Here is a 22,095-nt window from a genome sequence, read left to right on the forward strand (position 1 = left end):
CCCGGCTAGCCTAGCAAATATCTTGCCAGAGGATCAGTAGTTTATTTTCTGTACGTGGAGATCGAGCTTTCCCGTCGCGCGGATGACGGTGTAAATGTGCCCGGGGGTAAGGTTGATTTTGTCGGGGACTGCCTCGTTTAAGCTGCCTTTCAGCACAATTCCCTCCGAGATAACGTGTTCTGCCATAGTGGTACGTACGGATTCGGTAAGCGAATCCATTTCCTTACCGACCGGAAAAACCATTGCTTCCCGCATCATTCTGAGAAATTTGCCGTGCAGGAGCCAGTTGGCCGCCTTGATAAGCACGCTCCTGGTGTCAAGATCGTATTCCAGCTGGTCCAGGTAAACCGATTTGGTAACCGGGTCGAATTGCGGCACGCCTCTCAGGTAGACGTTTCCGGTGATACTTCCCAAAAGGCCGGCCTTAATGATCAGGTGGTCCTCCTGTCCGTATAATTCAATTTCTTTTATCCTGACGGAGTACTTCTTTCCTGAGAAATAGTAAGTTTTATCCCGGAAATATTCTTCCGCCATTTTGGACGCCTCTTCATAGCTGATTGAAGAGATCAGCCCGATATTGAACAATTGAGGCAAATTGTCCACAATTTTAAGGGGCGGAAGTTTTACAACTGTGCTTCTTACAGGCGGGATACTGGAAATGATTGTTTGGGTGAAGCCTTTGATCCCCACGTTGAGGTTCAGATAGCCGTCGTGTGCGTTGGGAAGCTGTGCCTCCACTGATTCCGGAGAGTTGATGAGCCAGGTATGATAAGCCTCGGAAACCTTGACGGGCTCCTGGGCAAGCCCCCAGGCCGCCTCAATTTTGTCTTTGAAGTGTATATTTTCCCGCACTGCTTTGTCGATAGCCCTGGTGATTTTGGCTGCATTTTTGTTAAGCAGCCGGCTGATCATCCCTTTGATTGGGATGGAAAATCCGGCGACGCTAACAGAGGGTTCGGTGATCCAGTCGTAGCTGTCAACACGCGTTTGCGAGACCAGCTGCCAGTCTTTGGAAAAAGAGATCTCACTGATAAGCTTCACGCGGAGTTTGAATTCGGTATCCTTGTACCCCTCCAGCGTGTAGCCGAGCGGGCTGAATTTATAGCCTGCGCTTGCCCAGATTTTGAGCGGCATGTCAAACAAAAAATGATTCCCGACGGCTTCTATTTTGATGTTGCCCAGCTTCCAGACTTTGGCCTTCAGGTTATCGCCGTCGTCGTCTTCATAGCTTTTGTCTTCATAAATCAGGCCGGTCAATGCCTTGTTGAGTTGTGTTTCAAGCTCGGCGATGGGCATTTGTGCGCTAACGGTCAAAGACGATCTGAACTGGTCCGACTGAATCTCCATTTCCGAATAAAGGTATTTTGGTGTGGGTGGTTGAATTGGGGGAAGCTTCTGGCCGGAAACCCGGAGTTGCAGACACAGAAGCAGCACCGCAAGCCCGGGTATTTTCAAATGGTATAAGGTCAGAAAGCCGGAGCGTTCGGTTCGTCTGCCGAACGCCCAAATGGTGTGGTTCATTTCAGACGGGCAATCGTAGCGCCATACCCAAACTTTTCCTTTTGAGCGTCTTTGTAGTTGGCCACGTTGGGATGCTTGCTCAAAAGCCTGTGAATTTCCTGCCGCAGGGTACCCTGGCCGACGCCATGTATAATGGTGATTTCTGCCAGGCCGCCGGCAATGGCCTGTTCGAGATAATTCTTAAATGCGGTCAGCTGAAGCTCTAGAATTGCCGCGTTTGACAAACCGGCAGCCTCTTCATTCAGCGCTGCCAGATGGAGGTCAATTTGTGCGGGAAGCCGCCCCTGGAGAGGTGGTTGGGCGACTTTGTCATTATCGGCACCCAACATTTTCGCCCGTATTTCAGACGCCTCGATTTTCTCGTTCCGAGGTTTCGGAGAGGAGGCGTCAATCTGGTAGACATGTGCGTTTACGCCGAGTAGCGGAGCCTTTTGCAGCTGATTATGAAAACTCTGGATCCGGCACCGCAGCGAATGTTCCAGGATGAAACTCTCGGGCGACCGGTCGGGGTGGTAGTAAAGAACCTGCGTTTCGAAGACCGGCCAAGATTCAAAATCCTTCAAAAGCAATTTGGTGACCTGGTGCGACTGGTTTTCAGTCAATACACCCGATGCAAGTCCCTTCGTATTCGCCCCGGTTCTTCCGTAGATTGTAAAAAGCAATTGCCAGCTTGTCAGGTTGACCAGGTGCAGCACTACCTCGCGATCGTTGATAGGAACAAACGAAAAATAGATCCCCTTTGTCGCAAATGCAGTTGAAGCAACTACTCCCCCCGGGGCAGTCTGCCTCGGCCGGAACGGCGCCGCATTTTCAGCAACCGGGGCTATTTTTTTCTCTTCTGGAGAAATAAGCACCACCTCATTGGCCAGTACCGGAATGCTAAACCCATCTCCCAAATCAATCTCCAGGTATTTGCCGGATTTGATTTTCGTGATTATTCCTTCCTCCTTTCCGTGAAGGAGCCTTACTTTACTACCTATGTTCATGATCTGATTTGTATCCGAAGTGTATTTACCGGTTTGCAAAGATAACCATCTCTCTATATTTCTGAGTTCATGCATTAACCGCCATTTTTTTAATAGATGCGCTGCTGCAGCTGGTCGGGCGATCGGCGCGGGCAGGTAAAATATTTCCGTACCAGGAAGACTCACAGCGGTCTGAGGGGTGCGGGGATAACGGTGCTTCCCTTGTTATAAAGACAATATTTACGAAGGGAGTCGCGAAATTTTGCGAACTTTGCACGCACCATCATGTCTCGGAACAAACTTATGTCAAGGAATCTAAAGATTGGGATTTTTCTAACACTCGCAATCGTAACAGTAACCTTCACTTTTTATTTTTGGCAAATGTTCAAAACGCCCAATCTGCAGGTTGGGAAATCGAAGAGTTTTGTACTTTATATACCGAAAGGGGCTACCTATAAGTCTGTTCTGGACACGCTGAAAAAGTATGATGTGGTGCAGGACCATGTCTCGTTTGCGTTTATGACGAAGGCGAAGAAATACCAGGAGGCGGTGAAGCCCGGTCGCTACGTGATTGAGGCGGATGCGACCAATGCTGAAGTGGTGGAGAAACTCCGGGACGGGAAGCAGGATCCTGTGCGGCTTACCTTTAACAACATCCGGTTGAAAAGTGACCTGATCGACCGCATCGGCCCCAAATTCGAATTCGGAAAGGAAGGTTTGCGAAAGGCACTCGCCAGCAGGCGCATTACGGATAAGTATGGACTGGATACCACGAAGATCGTGAGCATCTTTATCCCCAATACCTACGATATTTATTGGGATGTGCCGGTTGAAACTTTCCTGGACAGGATGCATAGCGAATACAAGCGGTTCTGGAATGACGATCGCCGGGCCAAGGCCAAGGCGCTCGGTTTATCGCCGGATGAGGTGTCAGTTCTGGCTTCAATTGTAGAGGAAGAGCAGGGGCGGAAAGCCGATGAGCGCCCCCGGATAGCCGGGCTTTATCTGAACAGGCTCTCAAAAGGGATGCCGTTACAGGCGGACCCCACCGTGAAATTCGCGTTGGGCGACTTCGGGATCAAACGGGTACTGCTTCACCAGCTGCAGGTGGATTCTCCTTACAATACCTATCGTTACACCGGACTGCCGCCGGGCCCGATCCGGCTTCCTGATATTAATTCGCTTGATGCGGTACTGAACCCGGAACAGCACCAATACCTGTACATGTGTGCAAAGGCCGATTTCTCCGGGTACCATGCTTTTGCCGAAACCCTGGGTGAGCACGCCCTGAATGCACAGCAATACCAAAATGCCCTGAATAAATTGCAAATACGCAAATAACGGGTCGTTGTTGGCCGCTTGAAAGATCTGTAAAAAAAAGTCGCTCTACTTACAACTTTGTTGCAGTATGGCGGGTCTTAATTGATATAGAGAGAAAAAAGCGCATCAACATCTATGAAATTTGTCACTGTTTTGATTTTTTCGGTTTCAGCAGCTCTTCTGGGGTGTAAAGCCCTGGATTCCGAGCCGCTGCCATTGAATAGTTTAGATTCAAAAAGTGTTGTGAAAATTCCGGGCAACGCGTCCCGGGAGCTCGCCGTATCGCTCGTTTCGCTGACCGATACGCGCTGTCCCCAAAACGTAATCTGCGTTCAGGACGGCAGAGTGGATATGACTTTGTTTGTAAAAGATCAGACTGACTCGGTGATGGTAGAGACGGTTTTCCGGGGAAGTGTTGAAAAGAACAGCGGAAAGATCTTTGACCTGGGCGGCTACCGCTATGCACTCTATGTAGAAAGGGTTCTTCCCTACCCGAAGGAAGGGAAGAAACCAAAACTGGAAGATTACCTGATCGACTTCAGGATAAACAACCAGTAAGCGTTATCGTTGGCGGACGTTAGCCGCAATAGCCAGGCTATCGCGCACCAAACCGGTAATTTGCTCAAAATTGCCGGTTTCGATCAGGTCTTTCGGGAAAAGATTGGAACCCAGGCCAACTGCATAAGCGCCGGCATCAAACCATTCTTTTAGACTTTCATGTGTCGGCTTGACACCGCCTGTTACCACAATCCTGGCATCAGACATAGGGCCTTTGATAGCCTTGATAAACTTGGATCCGAGTACATCGCCGGGAAAAAGCTTGACAATATCAGCGCCCGAAAGCCTTGCGTTGTAAATTTCAGTCAGGGTGGAAACCCCCGGAAACCAGGGAATGCCGGCTTCCTGGCAAACAGTTCCTACTGCCGCGTTGAAGATGGGCTGAACTACAAAATCAGCCCCGTTGTCGATGAAAACCTTTGCAGTTAGCGCGTCGTAAACGGTGCCGATGCCAAGCCATAATCCCGGCAGCTCCGCCTTGGCGTATGCCACCAGGGGCTTAAAAACTTCCAGCGCGCCTTCTCCCCGGTTGGTAAATTCAAAAATACGGCTTCCGCCGTCGTACGCGGCTTTTAGAACTGCTTTTGCGACCTCGAAATCAGGATGATAGAAAAGCGGCAGAATCCCGTCGTGTTGCAGGGTTTGCAGGATGGCTTCTTTTTTATTTTGCGTCATATGGAAATGAATTACTGTAGTGCTTTATTAACAAGACGAACTATCGCAGCGGTTTCCCGCATGGTGCACTAGCCGACAATTACCTCTACCAGGGTATCGGCGTCGAAAAGCTGCCGGGCTGTTGACTGTACGTCTTCCACGGTGACGGCCCGCAAGCGGTCCAGGTAGTTGGCATAAAAGTCTTCCGGTAAACCGCAAATAATAGTAGTTTGATTGAGATCACCAATTTCAAAGGCGGTTCCCAGCGACCGGGCGAATTCCCCGGCCATTACGTTTTTAACCTTTTCGAGCTCCTGTATGGAAACCGGTTGGGTTTGGAGCGCGGCCAGTTCTTTCCGGACCTCATCCGATAACTCGGTCAATGCTTCCTTATTGACGTCAGTGGCGATCATAAAATAGGCCGAGTCTTTCAGCGCAGGCAGATAGGAGGATATGCCATAGGTAAGCCCTTTTTCTTCCCTGATATTTTTCATGAGCCGTGACCCGAAATAGCCGCCCAGCAATTCGTTGGTCACCAGCATATTGAAATAGTCGGGATGCAGGCGCCCGGGAACCCTTTTTCCCATCCGGACGGTAAACTGGCTGCTGCCCGGTTTTTCTATTCTGAGCGGTCCGCCTGTGGGTACCGTTGCGGGTAATACCGGCACGGTCGCCGGCGTCTTTGGTGAGAGCGGGCGGTTTCCAAGATATTTCTCAAGCAACCCGACTGATTCGTCAGATACTTTGCCGGAGGCAAAAAGCAGGTAGGGGGCTGTTTTTATATGGCCTTCGTAGAAATTCCGGGCATCCTGCAGCTGTATCCCGTTGAGGTCCGTTTCATTTTGTGAATAGCCGTACCGGGAGTGATCTCCGAACAACAGGGACTTGAATTTTGACGCTGCCAGCCAGGAATTCTGTTCCAGGTTGACTTTCAGCTGTTGGCGGACGATATTAATGAGGTTGTCCCATTCTTTCTCAGGAAAAGATGCTTCATCCAGGATTTCAGCCACTACCGGGAGGATATTGCCCAGAAAGCGGGGCATGGTATAAATGGATATCCCGAAGTAATCCGGCGTATGAACGGTCTCCGTAAAGGCACCGTAAAGATCCAACGCCTGGCTGATCTGTACGGAACTCCTGGACCGGGTTCCTTCCATCAGCATTTTTATGGCGAAGAAGGATTCTCTTGGGTGCGGCGATGTCCAGTTTTCCGCCGGGAAAATGCATTCGATACGGATGGCTTCCTGGTCGCCGATGCTGATCCAGTACAAGGGCACACCATTGTCGAGTATCCTCTTTTGAGAGCTCGGGATGACGGGTGCAGGGACCGGCTTGAATGGTGGCGGGAGGGTTCTGTTGTGCATCGAAAAAAGAAAATAAAAAAGGCGAATGACTTCTGTTAACGGTAGTCATTCGCCGGGAATACAAAAAAAGACGTTTACTCTGCGACGTCAGTCGCTTTGTTGAGCGCGAAGCCTAAAGTGAGTCTCCAGGTCTGGGCCAGAGGCGAAGCCTGGCGGAGCGGTATCATATAGGCGAAATCCACGTTGAATGTCTTTTTGAATTTCGCACCGAGACCGAAAGAAACGTTGCTGTGGCCGAGCTTTTTCTCGCTTTGGCCGAAGTATCCGACCCGTGCGGCAAAAACATCGTGGTAGATATATTCCAGCCCCGTTGCAACCGCGATTTCGCTGAGCTCTTCGCTGAAGCCGTCCGGGGCGTCGGAGAAGGAGCCGAACACGCCCTTCATCAGGCCAAGGTCTGCCATGCTGCGGCCGGCTACCACCCTTGTTTGCGTATTACCGTTGCCGTCAACATAGTTTTCGAGATACGGCGGGGTGGGTACCATGTGCTTGTTGGCATCCAGCAAGAGGTTGAATTTGTGAATACCGTCGCCGGAATAGGTAATCCGGCCACCAAGCCGAAGCATGGTCGGAATAAAGTAGCTGCCGGAACCGTAGCTGATTTTACCGCCGAAGTTGGAAAAGGTAAGCCCCAGCCCGTAAGTGAATTCTTTTCCGGAAGTCTGGTCCTTGAAGCCGTCGTTGTAGTAAAGGCTGATGTCACCGGCAGCGGTATTTGCGGGTTTAACGGAGGCGCCGGTGCCCACGTTGTTACCGGCCAGGTTGGAGTAAATCCACTTTAGGGTGAGCCCCAATGCGAGTTTACTGCTCAATTGGCGGCTATAAGTACCGGAAAGAGCAAGCTCCTTTGAGTTGTAGTTTCCCAGGGACCCGCCCATTCCGTCACGCAGGTCTATTTCGCCATTGTTCATGTAATGGAGCGAGCCGGCAATGGTTTGTCCTTTTTCAAGTTTTTTAAAGCCGGTGAGGTAACCGATAAACATGTCGTCGGTCAGGTCGCCGAGCCATGGCGTATATGAAAGGGAAAGGCCGTGGTCCTGTTCGATAAATGCAAGTTTTGATGCATTCCAGTAAGTGGCATTTGCATCGGGGGTAGCGGCTACGCCTGCATCGCCGAGGGCGGCGCTTCGTGCATCGGGTGCGATGTTGAGAAATGCCAGCGTAGAGCCGGCCGGGATACGGCCAATGGTCTTGTCGGAGTTGTTAACGGGTTGAGCGAGGGCGCCCAGATGGAGGAAGGTAATGGACAGTACTGCTAAAATACGTTTCATAAAATGTGCTTTTGCAATTGGCGATATGGGCCAGCCATGGATATGAGCGGATGAATCCGCTGCGAAAATAGTTTTTATATTAGTTTTTTACAATTCTTTTGACCTATTCAGTCTCTGTGAATTAACTTGCCGCTCACCCGGTCCACTGTCATTTCCCCTAAAGAACGTACCGTTAGGTCATAAAGGTATAATTGTGTCTCAGGTTTTATTTTAGTGAACGGGATGACCGTTCTGCTTACTACCGAAGGAGCATTGTAAAAAGTGGATTCGTTTTCGAAAAGAAGCCTTCCGTCCCTGGAGAAAATACGGAAGCGGACTTCCAGGTCCTGGCCTGCGCGGTTATGCGTTAGCCGGTAGGTCAATTGATCCCGGAAGGGGTTCGGGAATAGGACGGCAGATTTCAGTTTCAAGCCGGTGTCCTTCCGGATCCGGAAGGTAAGTTCTGTCTGGGCCTGGTTCCCGGCTATATCGCAAAATGATAGGGTGAGCCTGTGGTTTCCTTCCGACTCAATAGTGAGCGGCATTTCGACCTTTGCCGTTTGGAAAGCATCGGTGTCGGCCCGGTAATATTCGGTGACCGGGATTTCCAGCGTATCGTCCAGGATGGCTGAAACCCTGCATCCGTTTCCCTCGCCGGACATTGTCAGGCCGGAATCATCCGAAATTTTTACCAGCAAGATCGGGTTAGCGGCTATTTCCTGGTTGTTCCTGAAGGTAGAATCGTTTAAAAAAGCCTGGACAACCGGGGCGGCCGTATCGTTCGGAGGAGGTAATTTTGACGGTCCGATAGAGGTCTTTATCAAGGCGCCGGCATCGGCTTTACCGTCATTGGTGTGCGCATAAACCGCAGCGATGCCCGTTTGTACTTCATTTTGATCGCCGTCGGGCATCCTGAACCGGAGTGTAAACTTCCCGCCTGAAACTGTAACGGTGCCGCTGAACAGGCGGTCCCGGTATTCATTGTAGGCGGCCGGCGGGCTTACGGCTCCCAGCGTTTCAAACCGGGTAGGCGCGCGAAAGAGCGTGATTTCGGCTATGCCTTCAAAAGCCACGTCGGGGCGACCGGTCTCCGGATCAAATATTTCTCCCTCCAGTACCGTCATTTCGAGGGGTCTGAGGGTATCGGCCCTTAACCTGATCCCTTTTTCGGGTAAAGCAAGCTTCATGGCGGGGTCTCCAAGGAGGGTGAAATTTCTGTTCAGGGCGCCTGCAAAACTTCCGTTTTTAGTGGTTTTGAAAAGGTCTCCCAGCCTGCTCGTCCCCGATAATAAAGTCTGGTAAAACGCCTTATTAATAGCAAAGTTGGTACTTGAAAATACCGGTCGTGTGGTGGTCATGGCGCCTATGCCCGCCCCCCGGGGGCTCAGCAGCATCAGCTCGGCCCCGGATACGACTGCCGGGTTGTCATAGCGGCCGAATTCGCAAGTGGCTGTGACCAATACCGGCATATTGTTGTAACCGCCTGCAGACTGCATGTCAGCGAGTGTAAGGATCTGCTCATCCGTCCATCCCGATTCATTGCCATGCCCGGTAAAATTCAGGATGAGGGAACCTTCATTGATTTTTCGCCTGATTTCCTTATTGATAGCAGGAGCGCGGTTGCCGAGCGCGGTAGCCACCAAGGGGAGCTCATCGGTAAATACCCTTGAGGCAAGAAAGTTTTCACTCACCACCGTAGCGAGCGCGTCGGCATGTTGCTGGTGAATATTGCTGTCGCCATTGTCCGCCACGAAAGTGATTTTGTTTCGCCAGGGACCGCGGTCGGAGATAGTCGCGTAGTCAATCAGCTTTTGAATAACCAAAGCTGCTTCCTGTTTGTTTTTTACCGGAAGGCGCCCCACGCCGATTTGTAAAAGATGGTCGCCGGCCTCTTCCTCCGGCCATGTCCCCGCATCGTCGTCGAGCAGGGCGAAGTAATCATCCGACGCGTAGGTATACACCGGATGGAGTGATTCCCGGCTTTGGTAGGAAGGTACCCACGCAGCCCTTTGCTGTGGTGAGTAAACAAGTTCCTTATTCCGGAAATCGTACGTGGCGTCACCGAAAAGAAGCAGGTATTTCAGGCGTCCGGGTTCACGCTGATAGAAGTAACGGCATAAATCCCGTATGGCGGTTACATCGGGTTTGCCTGACGCGAATTCGTTGAATACCTGCCGGATGGTGAAGGTGGCTACTTTGAGACCGTCGTTAGACTGTCTGAAATCGGCCAGGCGTTCGGCTTCTGCAAGCCATTCTTCAGCGGTGACGATGATCATATCGGGAACAGGCGAAGAATGAATGTCCTGGTTGGGTATTTTTGAAGCCGGAAAAGGAATAAGTACCTGTTTCTTGGTAAATCCTATCAGGCTGCCACTCTCCCCGGGGGAAACCGGTACCGCCCAACTTTCGTTAGCTTCTTTTTTGTGAAGGGTGATCTGTGCCGGAAGAAGCGGATTGCTAACGTCCCAAAGCAGGAAATCTTCAGGCAAGTCCGAGAAAACCAACACCCTGTTCTTGGCATCCGCTGCCGGGAACCGATAAATGGTAGGCGTGGCAAAGGCCCGTAACGAGCGACTGGTTTGCAGGCTGACATGGTTGAGGTAGGCTGTGGCGCCTGGCTGCCCGCTTTTGTCATAGGTCAGGGAAAGCTTTATTTTTTCTCCGGCATCCGGTGCAAATGTGTACCGCGCGGCAACTTTTTGGGCTTTCAGATCATACCGGTAAGTGGAAACGGTACCGGCGGTTGCTTCGCCGATCGGTTTTCCGTTGGTTTGCCATCTGAATTTAGTAGGAACCTGTGCGGCAGCTATTGCGCTGAAATCCAGTATAGCCTCCCGTCCCTGTACGAGCCCGGGAAGATCAATTTCGAGATTGAGAAAATTGGTAGTCCCGAGGTAATCTCCCCACCATTCGCGGCCGGAGCGCAGGAGATTGACGGCTTCTTTTTCATAAAACCAGTAGTCTTCGAAAGTATGCACAGGGATCGGGTTTGCCGGTACCGGCGTGTTTTTCGCCTGGATCCTGACATTCCGCGGGTGCTGGAAAGTGAAAAAGTAGAAGGTGGTGTCGGTGTAGGGATTAATCTCGTGCCGGTACCGGTTTTCCGTCTCGTCGGGAAATATTCGGGTAGGTCCCTCGCCGTAAAAATACACTGCCTCCGTCATACCGGCATTGTTGGTTTCCACCTGAATGGCGACCGGCAGAAGGTCCTGGGGGCGCGGTTTCGCGTTGGCCTGGGGAAGTATGCCGCTGCCGTTTCCGAAAATTTGCACCTGCCCGGCCGGGATCCCGCTAATGTCAATTCCTGCTTTTTTGAAATAGGCAGCGTCGAGTTTGTAAACACCGGTGGCGGTGACACCGATTTTGAACCAATCGCCGGTAGCAAGCACCGAACCTTGCTGGGAAAAGGCGCTGATCGGTACAAACCACAATAGCAGGTACCAAAAAGCTTTGGCGTTATAATTCTTCTTCCACCAGCGCATGGGCCGCTATGGTATATTTTTTCTTAGATGCCTTTTCCGTACACAGAACCCGGGTCCTGCGGAGCGGGCCCTTGGAAAATACCCGCCCATTGAAAACGAATAAACTGCCTTCATCCAGATGGCGCAAGGTCCTTTTATTGCCGTTTTCTACCTGGCTATCGTACTTTTTCAGGGACTCGGCAAGCCGGCTGTCTCCTGACGTGGTGGCTTTGGGGTTTCGGGCGTATGCTGCCAGGGCTGCCAGTACGTCAGGGGGGAAATAATCCGGTCGGATAACGGGAAGCAGAATCTCTTTGAAGGTTGTCTTCCATTCCGACCCATGGGGGGCTACTTTACGCCGGTACCGCCGGAACACGGCGCAGTGTGCAACTTCATGAAGGTAAGTGATCAGGAAGCTGTACGGATTTAAGTTCGCGTTGACCGTAATGACCGGCCGGCACCCCGGGCGGTAGGTGAAATCGCCCAGCCGGGTTCGCCGTGGCCTGGAGACCCTGAACTCAAAATCGTACTTTTCTTTTAGCTCCACGCAATAGGGAACAGCAACAGGGGGGACTAACGCGGAAATTTGTGTTAAAAACAAAGCAAAAAACGTGGTTGACGTTGCGGCGGCAGATGTATGCCCACTACTTTTTTTGCATAATGTTAACAAAATAGAGCGGAATAATCAAGTCGTGCAGCACCGGGCCGGTAGAATCCGGACGGCTTGTAAAAAGAGAAGGCCGGAAACCAGGGTTTCCAGCCTTCTTGACTAGTCTTGTGTACTTTGCAGTGCTTCAGACCCGGCTAAAATTATTTAGCGGGAGCAGGAGCAGCAGTAGTATCAGCAGGAGCAGCAGTGTCAGTAGCAGTAGTGTCTGCTTCAGGAGCAACCGGCTCAACTACAGTTTCAGTAGTTTCTTCAACTACTTCAGTCTCTGATGGTTTGCTAGTACAAGCTGCGAAAGAAACCATAGTGGCGGCGATCGCGAATGCTAAGATCTTTTTCATTTTCTTCTGGTGAATTTTGTTTGAATTTGTGCAACAAAGTTAAGGGATCTTTATCTCCGCTTCCAAATTTTTGACGTTGTATTTTTTCTAGAACTTAAAATTTCCTTAGAAAGTTATATTGCAGCATTGTTTTATTTTGAATCCCCTTTTCCGGAGAACAGCTGCGGTATTGTAAAGATTAGATCTTGGCTAATTCCGATACCAGCGCTTCTATCTGCGCGACATCGGTTGCCGGAAAGTTGGCTATCCTTACCTGAGTGGCTTTTTTGTCGCCGTAGCCGCTGCCGATGACGAGGTTGCGCTCTTTCAGGCGGGCAATTATTTCAGCGGCGGGTAATTGCGTATCCAGCACCGCCACCGTCCGCGACCGGTGATGTTCAGAAAGTACAAATGGAGAAAATGCATCATTTGCCCGGGCAAAACCGTAGAGGAGACCGGCCTTTTTCTCGGTCTCTTTCCGGATCGTGTCTACCCCTTTATCGTTCATATCCGCTGCGATTTTCCCCAACAGGTAGATTAGCATCACATTCGGGGTGGCAGGGGTTTCGTTATTCAGAGCGTTCTTCCAGAGCGTCGGCAAGTCGTGGTGTGCACCGATGGAAAGGCCTTTTCTCTCCTTGAGAAGGATTGCTTTTTCCAGGCATTGTTTGCCCACAATCCAGACTCCAAGCCCGGCGGGAAGGCCGAAGGCTTTTTGCACCGAGAAGAAAGCGGTATCCACCAGGCTATAGTCCAGGGCAGGGTAGGGAGCCGAAGAGACCATGTCAACCGCGATCATTTTGTCGGGGTGCGCCTCTTTGAGGCGGTGAATCTCTGTTTCCGTCATTTGCACGCCGCAGCTTGTCTCGTTGTGGGTGGTACAAATGAGCTCGGCTTCTTCCGGGACGGTTATCTCGTCAAAGTCGAAGCCGTTGCCCGGCGCCTTTTCCATTTTGGTCGCTTTTTTGCCGGCGGCCAATGCGTACTGATAAAATTTCTGTGAAAATGACCCGTTTACCAGGTGGAAACTTTCTTTTTCTACCATACTTAAAAGAATCCGTTCCCAGACTTCCGAGGCGGAACCGAGAAAAAGAATGGCGTGCGTATCGGGCACGCTGAGAAGGGACCTCAGTTGACTGACCGTGAATGCATGCAACTCGCGGTACACCTGGCTCCGGTGAGAGACTGAGCCAAGCTGGCGGTCAACAAAGGTTTTCAGGTGTTTCTCAAATGTCGGGTAGAGCTGGGCCGGGCCCGGCGTAAAGTAAGTCTGCATCAATATAACATTCTAAAACGGATGGTTCCATCAATCGCCCGTACTTCGCGAAGGAATTCGCGGTCGTAGCCCTTGGCGATATCCACAATCACGTAGCCCACCGATTCATTAGTCTTAAGGTACTGACCGGTGATGTTGATATTGTTTTTGCCGAAGATGCTGTTGAGTTTTGCGAGCACACCCGGAACGTTGGCATGGATATGCAGAATCCGGTGCGAATCGGTGAGTTTGGGCAACTGAACTTCCGGGAAGTTGACGCTTCCGTAGGTACTTCCGTTGTTCATATATTCGAGCAGTTTTGCGGGCACGAACTTCCCGATATTTTCCTGGGCCTCGAGAGTGCTGCCTCCTACGTGCGGAGTCAGGATCACATTGGAAAGGCCCTGCAGCTCGCTCACAAAAGGTTCATTGTTCGTTTTGGGCTCATGGGGAAATACGTCGATCCCTGCTCCGGCAATTTTTCCGCTCTTAATGGCTTCCGCAAGCGCAGGAATATCTACCACGTGGCCTCTCGAAAGGTTAAGGAAAATAACACCGTCTTTCATGAGGTCAAATTCCCGTTTGCCTATCATGGCCGCGTTACTTTTGCGTCCGTCCACGTGGAGGCTGATAACGTCGGAAATTTTGAGAAGCTCATCCAGGGAGCTTACTTTTTTTGCGTTTCCAAGCGCAAGCTTCTCGACTGCATCATAGAAATAAACTTCCATACCCATCGCTTCGGCTACTACTGAAAGTTGAGTGCCGATGCTTCCGTACCCGACCAGCCCCAGCTTTTTGCCACGGATTTCGTAGCTGCCAATGGCTGACTTGTCCCACTCCCCACGGTGCATTTTATTGCTTTTGGTAACGGAGTTGCGGACCAGGAGTATAATTTCTCCGATCGCCAATTCTACCACCGAGCGGGTGTTTGAATAAGGAGCATTGAATACAGGGATCCCTTTTTCGGTCGCCGCATCCAGGTCGATCTGGTTGGTGCCGATACAGAAAGCACCTATTGCCATAAGACGGTTGGCGTTTTCAAGGACTTTCCGTGTAATGTTTGTTTTGGACCGGATGCCGATGATGGCGACATCCTTTATTTTCTCGCACAATTCGTCTTCGTCGAGCGCGCCTTTCAGGAATTCTACCTGGAACCCGTCCTTGCGGAAGGCCTCGACGGCCGCAGGATGGACGTTCTCAAGAAGAAGCACTTTAAGAAGGCTTGTAGGATAGGATTGGCTTCGGTCCAGTTTATTGTGAAACAGGAACTCGTCGAGTGAAGCCACCACATAATCCGCCACTGCCACGACCTTTTCCCGCCTTACGTTTTCGGTAAAAGCATAGAAACGGCTGGCAAGCCCTGACTGGCGCAGTTCGTAGTCCGTATAGCCGTCGCCGATGGCGTAAACTTCGCCTTCCGGCTGCAGGCTTTGCAAAGCCTTTATTTTTCCGCCGTCGGAGGCAAGCGGATTACTTTCGTCGATGCCGATGATATTGCCCTCCTGGTCGAAACGAAATTCGTTGGCAAGTACATGGTCGGGAAGAATGCCTAATTCCGCCGCCACCGGCACAATGAATTCTTTAAACCCGCTGGAAACGATATAGATATTTTCAGCATGCTCGCTGAGAAACTGCCTGTTCCTGAGGAATGAGTTGGAGACCTGGGTACGCAGATATTCGACCAGTGTCTGTATATGGCTTTTGTTGGCGGAAAGCAACTCGATACGCTTTCTGAGTCCTTCCGAAAACGAAATTTCCCCATTCATGCCCATATCCGTCAGATCCCGAATTTGTGCAACTATTGAAGATTGATTCGATTGTCCCGACAGCGCTATGGAAGCGAGTTCGTCCAAGCCCTCGACTTTCGTAAAGGTGCTGTCAAAGTCAATTACATACAGGATAGGAGCATTGATGGTTGCAGTTGCCATATCATACATTAGGGTGATTTTATACAAAATTACGAATCAATCAGAGAACCTGTATTCCCAAATAGATTACATATGCATTATGTGGGTTATGTGGTAATGTGTCTTTGAAAAGTTATGTTTTTGAGGTGTGGGGTTTGAGGTGTGGGGGGTGAGGGTTGGCAACGCTCATACCTCATACCTCACACCTCATATAAACAAATACAAACTCCCGGCCATGAGCAGCATGCCGGCGATCATTCCCCAGATGGCGAGGTGGTGCTCACCGAATTTTTCAGCGGTGGGGAGCAATTCGTCGAGCGAAATGAAGATCATAATACCGGCGACTGCGGCAAGAACAATACCGTTGATGGTCGCTGACCAGAACGGAAGAAGGAAAAGATAGGCAATCAGAGCGCCTATGGGTTCGGCAAGTCCCGAGGCAAAGGAGTACCAGAAGGCTTTTGACCTGCTGCCGGTTGAATGGTAGATCGGTACAGCCACTGCTATTCCTTCCGGGATGTTGTGTATGGCAATTGCCACCGCAATCGGGATTGCAATTTCCAGGCTGACAAGGGCCGAGGTAAAAGTAGCGATGCCTTCAGGAAAATTGTGAATGGCAATAGAAAGTGCCACGACGGTTCCGACCCGTTTGAGCTTTGTCTTTTTGTGCATGTCTTCTACGCCGTGTACTTCGTGCGGGTTAGCGGCCGGTGGTACCAGTAAGTCGATCAGCGCTATGAGTGCTATGCCCCCGAAAAAAGAAAGGAGCATATAGAGCGTTCCGGCTTTTTCGCCCCACTCGGCAGCAAGGCCTTTGAGTGATTGCGGAAGCAATTCCATGAAGGAAACGTACAACATGACACCTGCCGAGAAACCGAGTGAAACGCATAGAAAGCGCGTATTCGTTTTTCGTGCCATCAAGGCAATGCCGCTTCCGATGCCCGTGGAGATACCGGCCAGGAGGGTCAGCAGAAAGGCTGTGGTAATAGGCTGTTCCAAAATTTCAGTTCAATAGGATAATTTGTGCTGCACAAAAATAACCAAATTGACTTATGAACTGAAAAAATATTTAGACTCGTCTAAATATTTTTTCAGAACTGCTTAACACGTTGATTTGACAAGGTTTTGGCCGACAGTTCCTGCCGGATTTTACTTTCCATAGAGCGACTTGGCAGCCTCTTCGTATTTGTCGCCGGCCGACCATTGAGGTGGTGTAGTGCGATTGGCAATCAGCCTGGCGGCGCGTACGTAGGCTTTGCTATATCGAAGCAGGTAGTCAAAGTCGATACTCTCGGGGTTGTCGATCGCCTGGTGGTAGTATTTCATGATATCGGCGTCGAATTCTTTAAAGCCGGGTGTGAAGGTCGGTGCAGGAATCCCCTTGATCGCGAAATTGACGTTATCCGATCGGTCAAAGAGGTTTTGCTCGGGGGCGGGGTCGCCTATTACCTCCAATCCGAAGGTTTTCGCTGCTTTTTCTATTTCTGCTTTTGCTCCTGTCCGGTCGAGACCGATTACGGAAATGATGCCGGTATCGTCGTAGCCCGCTCCATCGCAATTGAGGTTAAATACGCATTTGTTAAGGGGTAATACGGGGTTTTGGGCATAGTAGCGGCTCCCCAGCAACCCCAATTCCTCACCTGTAAAGGCGAGAAGAAATACAGATCTTTTGGGTTTGAGCTCAGAGAAAGACCTGGCTGCGGCCAGTACGGCAGAGACGCCGAAGGCATTGTCCCGCGCGCCGTTGAAAATACTATCTTCGGCTGTGTAAGGCTGCCCGCCCTGGCGTCCGACGCCAACATGGTCGTAATGTGCGGAAAGTGTCAGGTATTGGTCCTTTAACTTCGGATCGGATCCTTCAATGTAGGCCATTACGTTGTAGCTGGTTACTTTTTTTATGGACCGCCCCTCTGTTACCAGCTTAAGGGATTTGGCTTCGCGAAGCTTTTTGGTCAGGGCCGGTTCCTTACCGTTTACCCAGAGATGGGGGATGGTCGCGTATTCTTCGGCAGGGGTTTCCGCCAAGCCCAGTCTTTCGCCGGTGAGGTAAGTATTGATGAAGTTCCAGGGTGTGGTTGCACCATATAGCTCAATGAGTGCAACGGCCCCTTTGCCGGCTGCCAGGCGTAATTTTGAAGCGCCCGCCTGCAGGCTTTCCCGGGGAGATTGAGATTCCGGCAGCCCGCTTTGCACCAGCACAATCTTGCCTTTCACATCGAGGCCTTTGTAGTCGTCCCAGCCCTTTTCACTGTTTTCAAGGCCATATCCTGCGTAAACTACCGGAGCTTCTGTCCGGGTGGCGTTTCCGGAGATCGTGAACCACTCCTTTCCGTAGGCGAGCGTATCCCCATCCGCGAGGAGCACCCCCGGTTGATCATTGGTGGTTTTGTCAAAAACAACAGGCTGAAAATAAGTTTGCTGGCCCGGCACCACGCCGGCGCCGTATCTCCTGAACTGTTCCGCAATGTACCTGGCCGCCACGCGATTGCTTTGTTCTCCGGTGCGGCGCCCTTCCAGTTCATCTGAAGCAAGAAAGCGCAGGTGTGATTCCAGTTCTTCCTTTTTAAGCGTGAATTCGGGCTCTTTTTGTGCGTGGGATAACAGGGCTGTGCCGGTAAACAGGATAGTGACCAGGAGTGACGAACGTTTCATACGGTTAGCTTTGAGCGGTTGGCTATGAGGAGTTGACCAATGAAGGCCATTTCATCAGGATTTTTCTTACAATACGCCGTTAAACTACTTAATAAATTCGAATCGGCCTAGTCTGACCGGCCGCGCCTGTGCCGGCCGCGCCTGATCCTCTTTGTTGCAGAAGATTGAAGTCACGGCCGGCCGTTGAATGCCTGTTAGCGGGAGATTTCTTCTCTGAGTGTCCGGGCGGCGTCTATCATGGTGACAAGCGCTGCTTTTGTTTCAGGCCATTTTCTTGTTTTCAGGCCGCAGTCCGGGTTTACCCAAAGGTTTTTCGGGGGAATGGATTTGAGTGCCTTTTTCAGGAGACCGACCATTTCTCCCGCCGCCGGAATGCGTGGTGAATGAATGTCATACACACCGGGGCCGATCTCGTTGGGGTATTCAAAGTCGGCAAATGCATCCAGCAATTCCATTTGTGACCGCGAAGTTTCAATGGTAATGACATCGGCATCCATCGCCGCAATGGATCCAATGATATCGTTAAATTCCGAATAGCACATATGTGTATGGATCTGGGTAGCGTTTTTCACACCGGAAGCGCTCAGTCTGAAGGCTTCCACTGCCCAGTCGAGATAGGCTTTGTGCCCGGATTTCCGGAGCGGCAGGCCTTCCCTGATCGCAGGCTCGTCAATTTGTATGACTTTAATGCCTGCTTTTTCCAGATCAATTACCTCATCGCGTATGGCCAGGGCAATCTGGAAGGCGGTGTCTCTGCGAGGCTGATCATCCCTGACGAACGACCATTGTAAAATGGTTACCGGCCCGGTGAGCATTCCCTTTACCGGCAGCGCGGTTTGTTCCTGCGCAAAAGAAGACCAGCGCACGGTCATGGCAGTCGGACGATCCACATCTCCGTAGATAACGGGAGGTTTTACGCAACGGCTTCCGTAGCTTTGAACCCAGCCATTTTGTGTGAATGCAAATCCGGAAAGCTGCTCGCCGAAGTATTCAACCATGTCGTTTCTTTCGAATTCGCCGTGAACCAGTACGTCCATGCCGACTTCTTCCTGCCACCTGATAGAGGCAACAATTTCGTCCCTGATCGCAGCCTCGTAAGCTTCCAGGGTTACAGCTCCCTTTTTATATGCGGCTCTTAGCCGGCGCATTTCCTCGGTTTGAGGGAAAGAGCCTATGGTGGTGGTAGGAAACAAAGGAAGTCCGAGCTGTTTGTGCTGGAAGGACTGGCGTTCCGAAAAAGTTGTTCCTCTTTCGCTGTCTTTCGGTCGGATACCTGCGACCCGGCTTTTTACCGCGGCTTTGTGGATTTTGTTTGATTGTTGCCGTTGTTGAACCGCGTTTTGGTTTTCCAGGTACACCGGGCATTCACTCCAGGGGCGTTTGTCCAGGAAAATCTGAGCGAGAATTTTGGTTTCCGACAGTTTCTGCTTTGCAAATGCGAGCCAGTTCCTGATGTCCCCGGGAAGCGCTGTCTCAGTGTCCAGATCATAGGGAACGTGGAGCAGCGAGCAGGAAGGAGCAATTATGAGCCTGTCTTTTCCGAGAACTTCTTCAGCTTTCCGGATAAGGTGAAGTGACTTTTGGAAGTCGTTTTTCCAAATATTCCGTCCGTCTACAACGCCTAGCGATAGTTGCCTGGTTGACCGTACGAAGCCGGTGTTGAGGAGCAGTGTTTCGAGTTGTTCAGGCGACCGTACCAGGTCGAGGTGGATGGCGTCCACAGGCAAGGAAAGTGCAGTCTCCAGGTTTTCCTGCAGGTCTCCGAAATAAGTAGCTAAGAGGATCCTGAGGTTCGGGGCAGCCGCACGAAGGGCGCTGTAAACCAAAGAAAAGGCGTGCCGCTGACGCTCCGATAGATCTGTGGCCAGTACAGGTTCGTCCAACTGGACCCATTCTGCGCCCTTGTCGGCCAGCTCCTGAAGGAGGTCCGTATAAATAGGAAGCAGCTTCGGGAGCAGGTCGATCCGGTCAAAGCCGGGCTCTTTCTCCTTCCCGACCGCAAGGAATGTCACCGGGCCTGTCAGTACGGGTTTGGTAACGATGCCAAGTGCTTTCGCTTCTTCAAATTCTTTTACGGGTTTGTCGGATATCCTTTTAAACTCCTGGTCCTTTGTGAATTCCGGAACTATGTAATGGTAGTTGGTGTCGAACCATTTGGTCATTTCCATCGCTCCTATGTCAATTCCTTCCTGCTGCAATCCGCGCGCCATGGCAAAGTAGAGCGTAAGCGGATCCTTTTTTACCAGGGGCTGGTACCGTTCGGGGACAGCGCCGGTAAGCAGGCAGGTATCCAGGATTTGGTCGTAAAGCGAAAAGTCGTTGGAAGGGATCAGGTCTATTCCCGCCTTTCGCTGTGTTTCCCAGTTTTGTTGCCGGATGTGGCGTGCTGTTTGATCCAGCTCCTGTGCTGAAACCGCCCCGCTCCAGAACTTTTCTTCAGCCTTTTTCAGTTCGCGCCGGCTGCCCACGCGGGGGTATCCCAAATTTTGTGTTAACATGGTGATTGTTTAAAAGGTTGTAGATCACTTTGAATTGTCCGGGACGAACTGCCTTTGCGTGACACAGGGCCGGAAGTTTCCGGTATCCCATCAACCGTTTACAGCAGCACATCTGCCAATGGCCGGCCCACGATCCTTGTGCGGCGCTCACCCGGCTGTCACGCTGTTTTCGACGCCGGAATCCTTCAAATTTTTACAAATAACTGGATATTGATTTGTTTATGAACTATTAATCTAGATAATAAAGTTATTTTAGATTTTAAATCTATTTTATATATATATTGTAGTGTTTTTGTTTTTATAAAATGAATTTTCCCGAATGCCCAGGAAATTTTGTCTGCACTGAAATCCACAAAAAAAGCCCGGACTGCTTGAGCAATCCGGGCCGGGTATGGAGGGTTATAAAAATCTAGGTGTCTATCCGGAGAAAGCCTCCTTCCAGGTTAAATACCAATTCGATACCATTGTCCAATTCAACTTCCTGCCGGTTATCATCGAGCTCCCAGCTTCTGATGAAACGATCCGGGTACTTTTCTTCGACGTAAGCGCTTATTTTGGACGGGATAACCGATGCCGGGAGTTCCGTAACACTTTCTATGCTTTTGATCTCATTTTTCTTGTTGAACTCCAGTTTCGTGGAGCCATCCAGGATAACTTCATAAGAGGTGTTGGCCCACTCGCGGTCTTTTACTACCTGGAGGATGGAGTCGCCTGGAAAATGTGTGCTGATGTAGCTCTGTATGGAGGCAGGGAGCTTTTCTTCGGGAACTACCGACTCTTTTGAACAAGCACTGGCAATGAGAAGTAAAACTATCGGCAGCATCCAAAACTTACCTTTCATATCGTATTTCGTTTTTTGTTTTCCCCTACTTTTTTTGGGTTTCGGGTAATTCCCTTTCGTAAGGGATGTCCCCTTGTCATAGTGACAACGAGATCTGTGCTTACCCTATTTTTTTTCGGATTTTTTTTTGATAGGTGAAAACCGGCGGTAAAATGACGGTCTGCTGTCAGGCAATACGTACGCTCTTATACGGGTGTTCCGAGGTAATTTCCTGTTGGAACGTGTAGTTGTTTGCAGTGGTTACTTTCAGTTGGGTATACGTGTTCCCGGGACCTATAAACGTCTTGATCCGAAGTTTTGCAGACCGACAGCTGATCGTGTGTGCAGATGTGGGGTCGTTGCTTAAAGCCGGTGTAAATAAGCCGGGTAAAGCGTCGTAGTCCCATTTGCCAGCCGATTTGACCAGTGCCTCCAGCTGAAAGCCCGTCAGCGTGGCGCTTTTTTGCCAGATTTGGTTTTTATCCTGCTCAAAAAAAAGAACGGCCAGGTCTGATAAGCCTAATCCGGTACCGCCGAGTCTGAAGGGGATTATACAGATCTCTTCGGACACAAACGGTGTCAATGCCGCGTAGCCCGACTCCGATAAAGCTGATGCATGTTTTTCGTATTCAGACCTGAGTGCCGGATCATGATCCAGAGCTTCAGGGCTTTTTTTTGCGCGGATCATTTCCAGGTACCGGTCTAAGGTGCTTTCCGGTCCGGGTGAAAATGTCCCGAAAGCAAAGAAAGTAGTGGACAATAATGCGCCGGTGCCCAGCACCGACGATGCGAGGAATTTTCTTCTGCTGAGTATCATTTTAATCGAGGGGTTAAGTTGACAAGGCAAATATAGAAGGCGCAATTGCGATTTATCCTTCAGAAG

The 22,095-nt window shown here is 50.7% G+C and carries 17 protein-coding genes; 2 read left to right on the plus strand and 15 right to left on the minus strand.

Translation table 11 applies throughout. The features are described from left to right. Positions 1–33 precede the first annotated feature (33 nt). A complete protein-coding gene (locus ABD852_RS03635) occupies positions 34–1,521 on the minus strand; it encodes a DUF4403 family protein (protein WP_345026656.1) in 1,488 nt (495 codons plus the stop codon). Next, entirely contained in the window at positions 1,518–2,507 is a 990-nt protein-coding gene (locus tag ABD852_RS03640; protein WP_345026657.1) for a Smr/MutS family protein, read from the minus strand. The genes ABD852_RS03635 and ABD852_RS03640 overlap by 4 nt, the downstream gene beginning before the upstream one ends. 282 nt (positions 2,508–2,789) lie before the next feature. Here ABD852_RS03640 and mltG point away from each other — a divergent pair, with 282 nt between their 5' ends. Both mltG and ABD852_RS03650 read left to right on the plus strand, forming a co-directional pair. Beyond that, positions 2,790–3,827: an endolytic transglycosylase MltG gene (gene mltG / locus ABD852_RS03645; RefSeq protein ID WP_345026658.1), complete on the plus strand. Its 1,038-nt coding sequence runs from the start codon at positions 2,790–2,792 to the stop codon at positions 3,825–3,827. Positions 3,828–3,941: 114 nt separating this feature from the next. Continuing rightward, on the plus strand, positions 3,942–4,364 hold the full coding sequence (locus ABD852_RS03650) for a hypothetical protein (protein ID WP_345026659.1): 423 nt from the start codon (positions 3,942–3,944) through the stop codon (positions 4,362–4,364). A 3-nt stretch (positions 4,365–4,367) separates the two neighbouring features. On the opposite strand, the gene ABD852_RS03655 is transcribed toward ABD852_RS03650, so the two are convergent. From ABD852_RS03655 to ABD852_RS03715, 13 genes are all read right to left on the minus strand, one after another. After that, the gene (locus ABD852_RS03655; RefSeq protein ID WP_345026660.1) at positions 4,368–5,039 is read right to left on the minus strand and encodes a bifunctional 4-hydroxy-2-oxoglutarate aldolase/2-dehydro-3-deoxy-phosphogluconate aldolase; all 672 of its coding nucleotides are present in this window, start codon (positions 5,037–5,039) and stop codon (positions 4,368–4,370) included. A 68-nt stretch (positions 5,040–5,107) separates the two neighbouring features. Next, a complete protein-coding gene (locus tag ABD852_RS03660; RefSeq protein ID WP_345026661.1) occupies positions 5,108–6,382 on the minus strand; it encodes a M16 family metallopeptidase in 1,275 nt (424 codons plus the stop codon). Between the two features lie 74 nt (positions 6,383–6,456). Beyond that, on the minus strand, positions 6,457–7,653 hold the full coding sequence (porV, locus tag ABD852_RS03665; protein ID WP_345026662.1) for a type IX secretion system outer membrane channel protein PorV: 1,197 nt from the start codon (positions 7,651–7,653) through the stop codon (positions 6,457–6,459). A gap of 107 nt (positions 7,654–7,760) precedes the next feature. Beyond that, on the minus strand, positions 7,761–11,114 hold the full coding sequence (gene porU, locus ABD852_RS03670) for a type IX secretion system sortase PorU (protein ID WP_345026663.1): 3,354 nt from the start codon (positions 11,112–11,114) through the stop codon (positions 7,761–7,763). Next, on the minus strand, positions 11,089–11,694 hold the full coding sequence (locus ABD852_RS03675) for a SprT-like domain-containing protein (RefSeq protein WP_345026664.1): 606 nt from the start codon (positions 11,692–11,694) through the stop codon (positions 11,089–11,091). The genes porU and ABD852_RS03675 overlap by 26 nt, the downstream gene beginning before the upstream one ends. Positions 11,695–11,903: 209 nt before the next feature. Then, positions 11,904–12,101, minus strand: coding sequence for a hypothetical protein (locus tag ABD852_RS03680; RefSeq protein WP_345026665.1), 198 nt, complete (start codon positions 12,099–12,101; stop codon positions 11,904–11,906). 178 nt (positions 12,102–12,279) lie between these two features. Next, the gene (locus ABD852_RS03685; RefSeq protein ID WP_345026666.1) at positions 12,280–13,359 is read right to left on the minus strand and encodes an aminotransferase class V-fold PLP-dependent enzyme; all 1,080 of its coding nucleotides are present in this window, start codon (positions 13,357–13,359) and stop codon (positions 12,280–12,282) included. Then, the gene (serA, locus tag ABD852_RS03690; protein ID WP_345026667.1) at positions 13,356–15,263 is read right to left on the minus strand and encodes a phosphoglycerate dehydrogenase; all 1,908 of its coding nucleotides are present in this window, start codon (positions 15,261–15,263) and stop codon (positions 13,356–13,358) included. The genes ABD852_RS03685 and serA overlap by 4 nt, the downstream gene beginning before the upstream one ends. 186 nt (positions 15,264–15,449) lie before the next feature. Then, entirely contained in the window at positions 15,450–16,241 is a 792-nt protein-coding gene (gene zupT / locus ABD852_RS03695; RefSeq protein ID WP_345026668.1) for a zinc transporter ZupT, read from the minus strand. Positions 16,242–16,391: 150 nt separating this feature from the next. Then, the gene (locus ABD852_RS03700; protein ID WP_345026669.1) at positions 16,392–17,894 is read right to left on the minus strand and encodes a M28 family peptidase; all 1,503 of its coding nucleotides are present in this window, start codon (positions 17,892–17,894) and stop codon (positions 16,392–16,394) included. A gap of 194 nt (positions 17,895–18,088) precedes the next feature. Then, complete coding sequence (gene metE, locus ABD852_RS03705) at positions 18,089–20,392, minus strand: 5-methyltetrahydropteroyltriglutamate--homocysteine S-methyltransferase (protein ID WP_345026670.1); 2,304 nt, start codon at positions 20,390–20,392, stop codon at positions 18,089–18,091. A 409-nt stretch (positions 20,393–20,801) separates the two neighbouring features. Beyond that, the gene (locus ABD852_RS03710) at positions 20,802–21,233 is read right to left on the minus strand and encodes a PepSY-like domain-containing protein (RefSeq protein ID WP_345026671.1); all 432 of its coding nucleotides are present in this window, start codon (positions 21,231–21,233) and stop codon (positions 20,802–20,804) included. 166 nt (positions 21,234–21,399) lie between these two features. After that, positions 21,400–22,029, minus strand: coding sequence for a hypothetical protein (locus ABD852_RS03715; protein WP_345026672.1), 630 nt, complete (start codon positions 22,027–22,029; stop codon positions 21,400–21,402). Between the last annotated feature and the right edge of the window lie 66 nt (positions 22,030–22,095).

It is taken from the genome of Ravibacter arvi (assembly GCF_039540405.1).
In the GTDB taxonomy this organism is placed as follows: Bacteria; Bacteroidota; Bacteroidia; order Cytophagales; family Spirosomataceae; genus Ravibacter; species Ravibacter arvi.

Excerpts from the sequence above, each read along its gene's own strand:
- ABD852_RS03635 (WP_345026656.1), bottom strand. The coding sequence starts at position 1,521 with ATGAACCACACCATTTGGGCGTTCGGCAGACGAACCGAACGCTCCGGC.
- ABD852_RS03640 (WP_345026657.1), bottom strand. The coding sequence starts at position 2,507 with ATGAACATAGGTAGTAAAGTAAGGCTCCTTCACGGAAAGGAGGAAGGA.
- mltG (WP_345026658.1), top strand. The coding sequence starts at position 2,790 with ATGTCAAGGAATCTAAAGATTGGGATTTTTCTAACACTCGCAATCGTA.
- ABD852_RS03650 (WP_345026659.1), top strand. The coding sequence starts at position 3,942 with ATGAAATTTGTCACTGTTTTGATTTTTTCGGTTTCAGCAGCTCTTCTG.
- ABD852_RS03655 (WP_345026660.1), bottom strand. The coding sequence starts at position 5,039 with ATGACGCAAAATAAAAAAGAAGCCATCCTGCAAACCCTGCAACACGAC.
- ABD852_RS03660 (WP_345026661.1), bottom strand. The coding sequence starts at position 6,382 with ATGCACAACAGAACCCTCCCGCCACCATTCAAGCCGGTCCCTGCACCC.
- porV (WP_345026662.1), bottom strand. The coding sequence starts at position 7,653 with ATGAAACGTATTTTAGCAGTACTGTCCATTACCTTCCTCCATCTGGGC.
- porU (WP_345026663.1), bottom strand. The coding sequence starts at position 11,114 with ATGCGCTGGTGGAAGAAGAATTATAACGCCAAAGCTTTTTGGTACCTG.
- ABD852_RS03680 (WP_345026665.1), bottom strand. The coding sequence starts at position 12,101 with ATGAAAAAGATCTTAGCATTCGCGATCGCCGCCACTATGGTTTCTTTC.
- serA (WP_345026667.1), bottom strand. The coding sequence starts at position 15,263 with ATGGCAACTGCAACCATCAATGCTCCTATCCTGTATGTAATTGACTTT.
- ABD852_RS03700 (WP_345026669.1), bottom strand. The coding sequence starts at position 17,894 with ATGAAACGTTCGTCACTCCTGGTCACTATCCTGTTTACCGGCACAGCC.
- metE (WP_345026670.1), bottom strand. The coding sequence starts at position 20,392 with ATGTTAACACAAAATTTGGGATACCCCCGCGTGGGCAGCCGGCGCGAA.
- ABD852_RS03710 (WP_345026671.1), bottom strand. The coding sequence starts at position 21,233 with ATGAAAGGTAAGTTTTGGATGCTGCCGATAGTTTTACTTCTCATTGCC.
- ABD852_RS03715 (WP_345026672.1), bottom strand. The coding sequence starts at position 22,029 with ATGATACTCAGCAGAAGAAAATTCCTCGCATCGTCGGTGCTGGGCACC.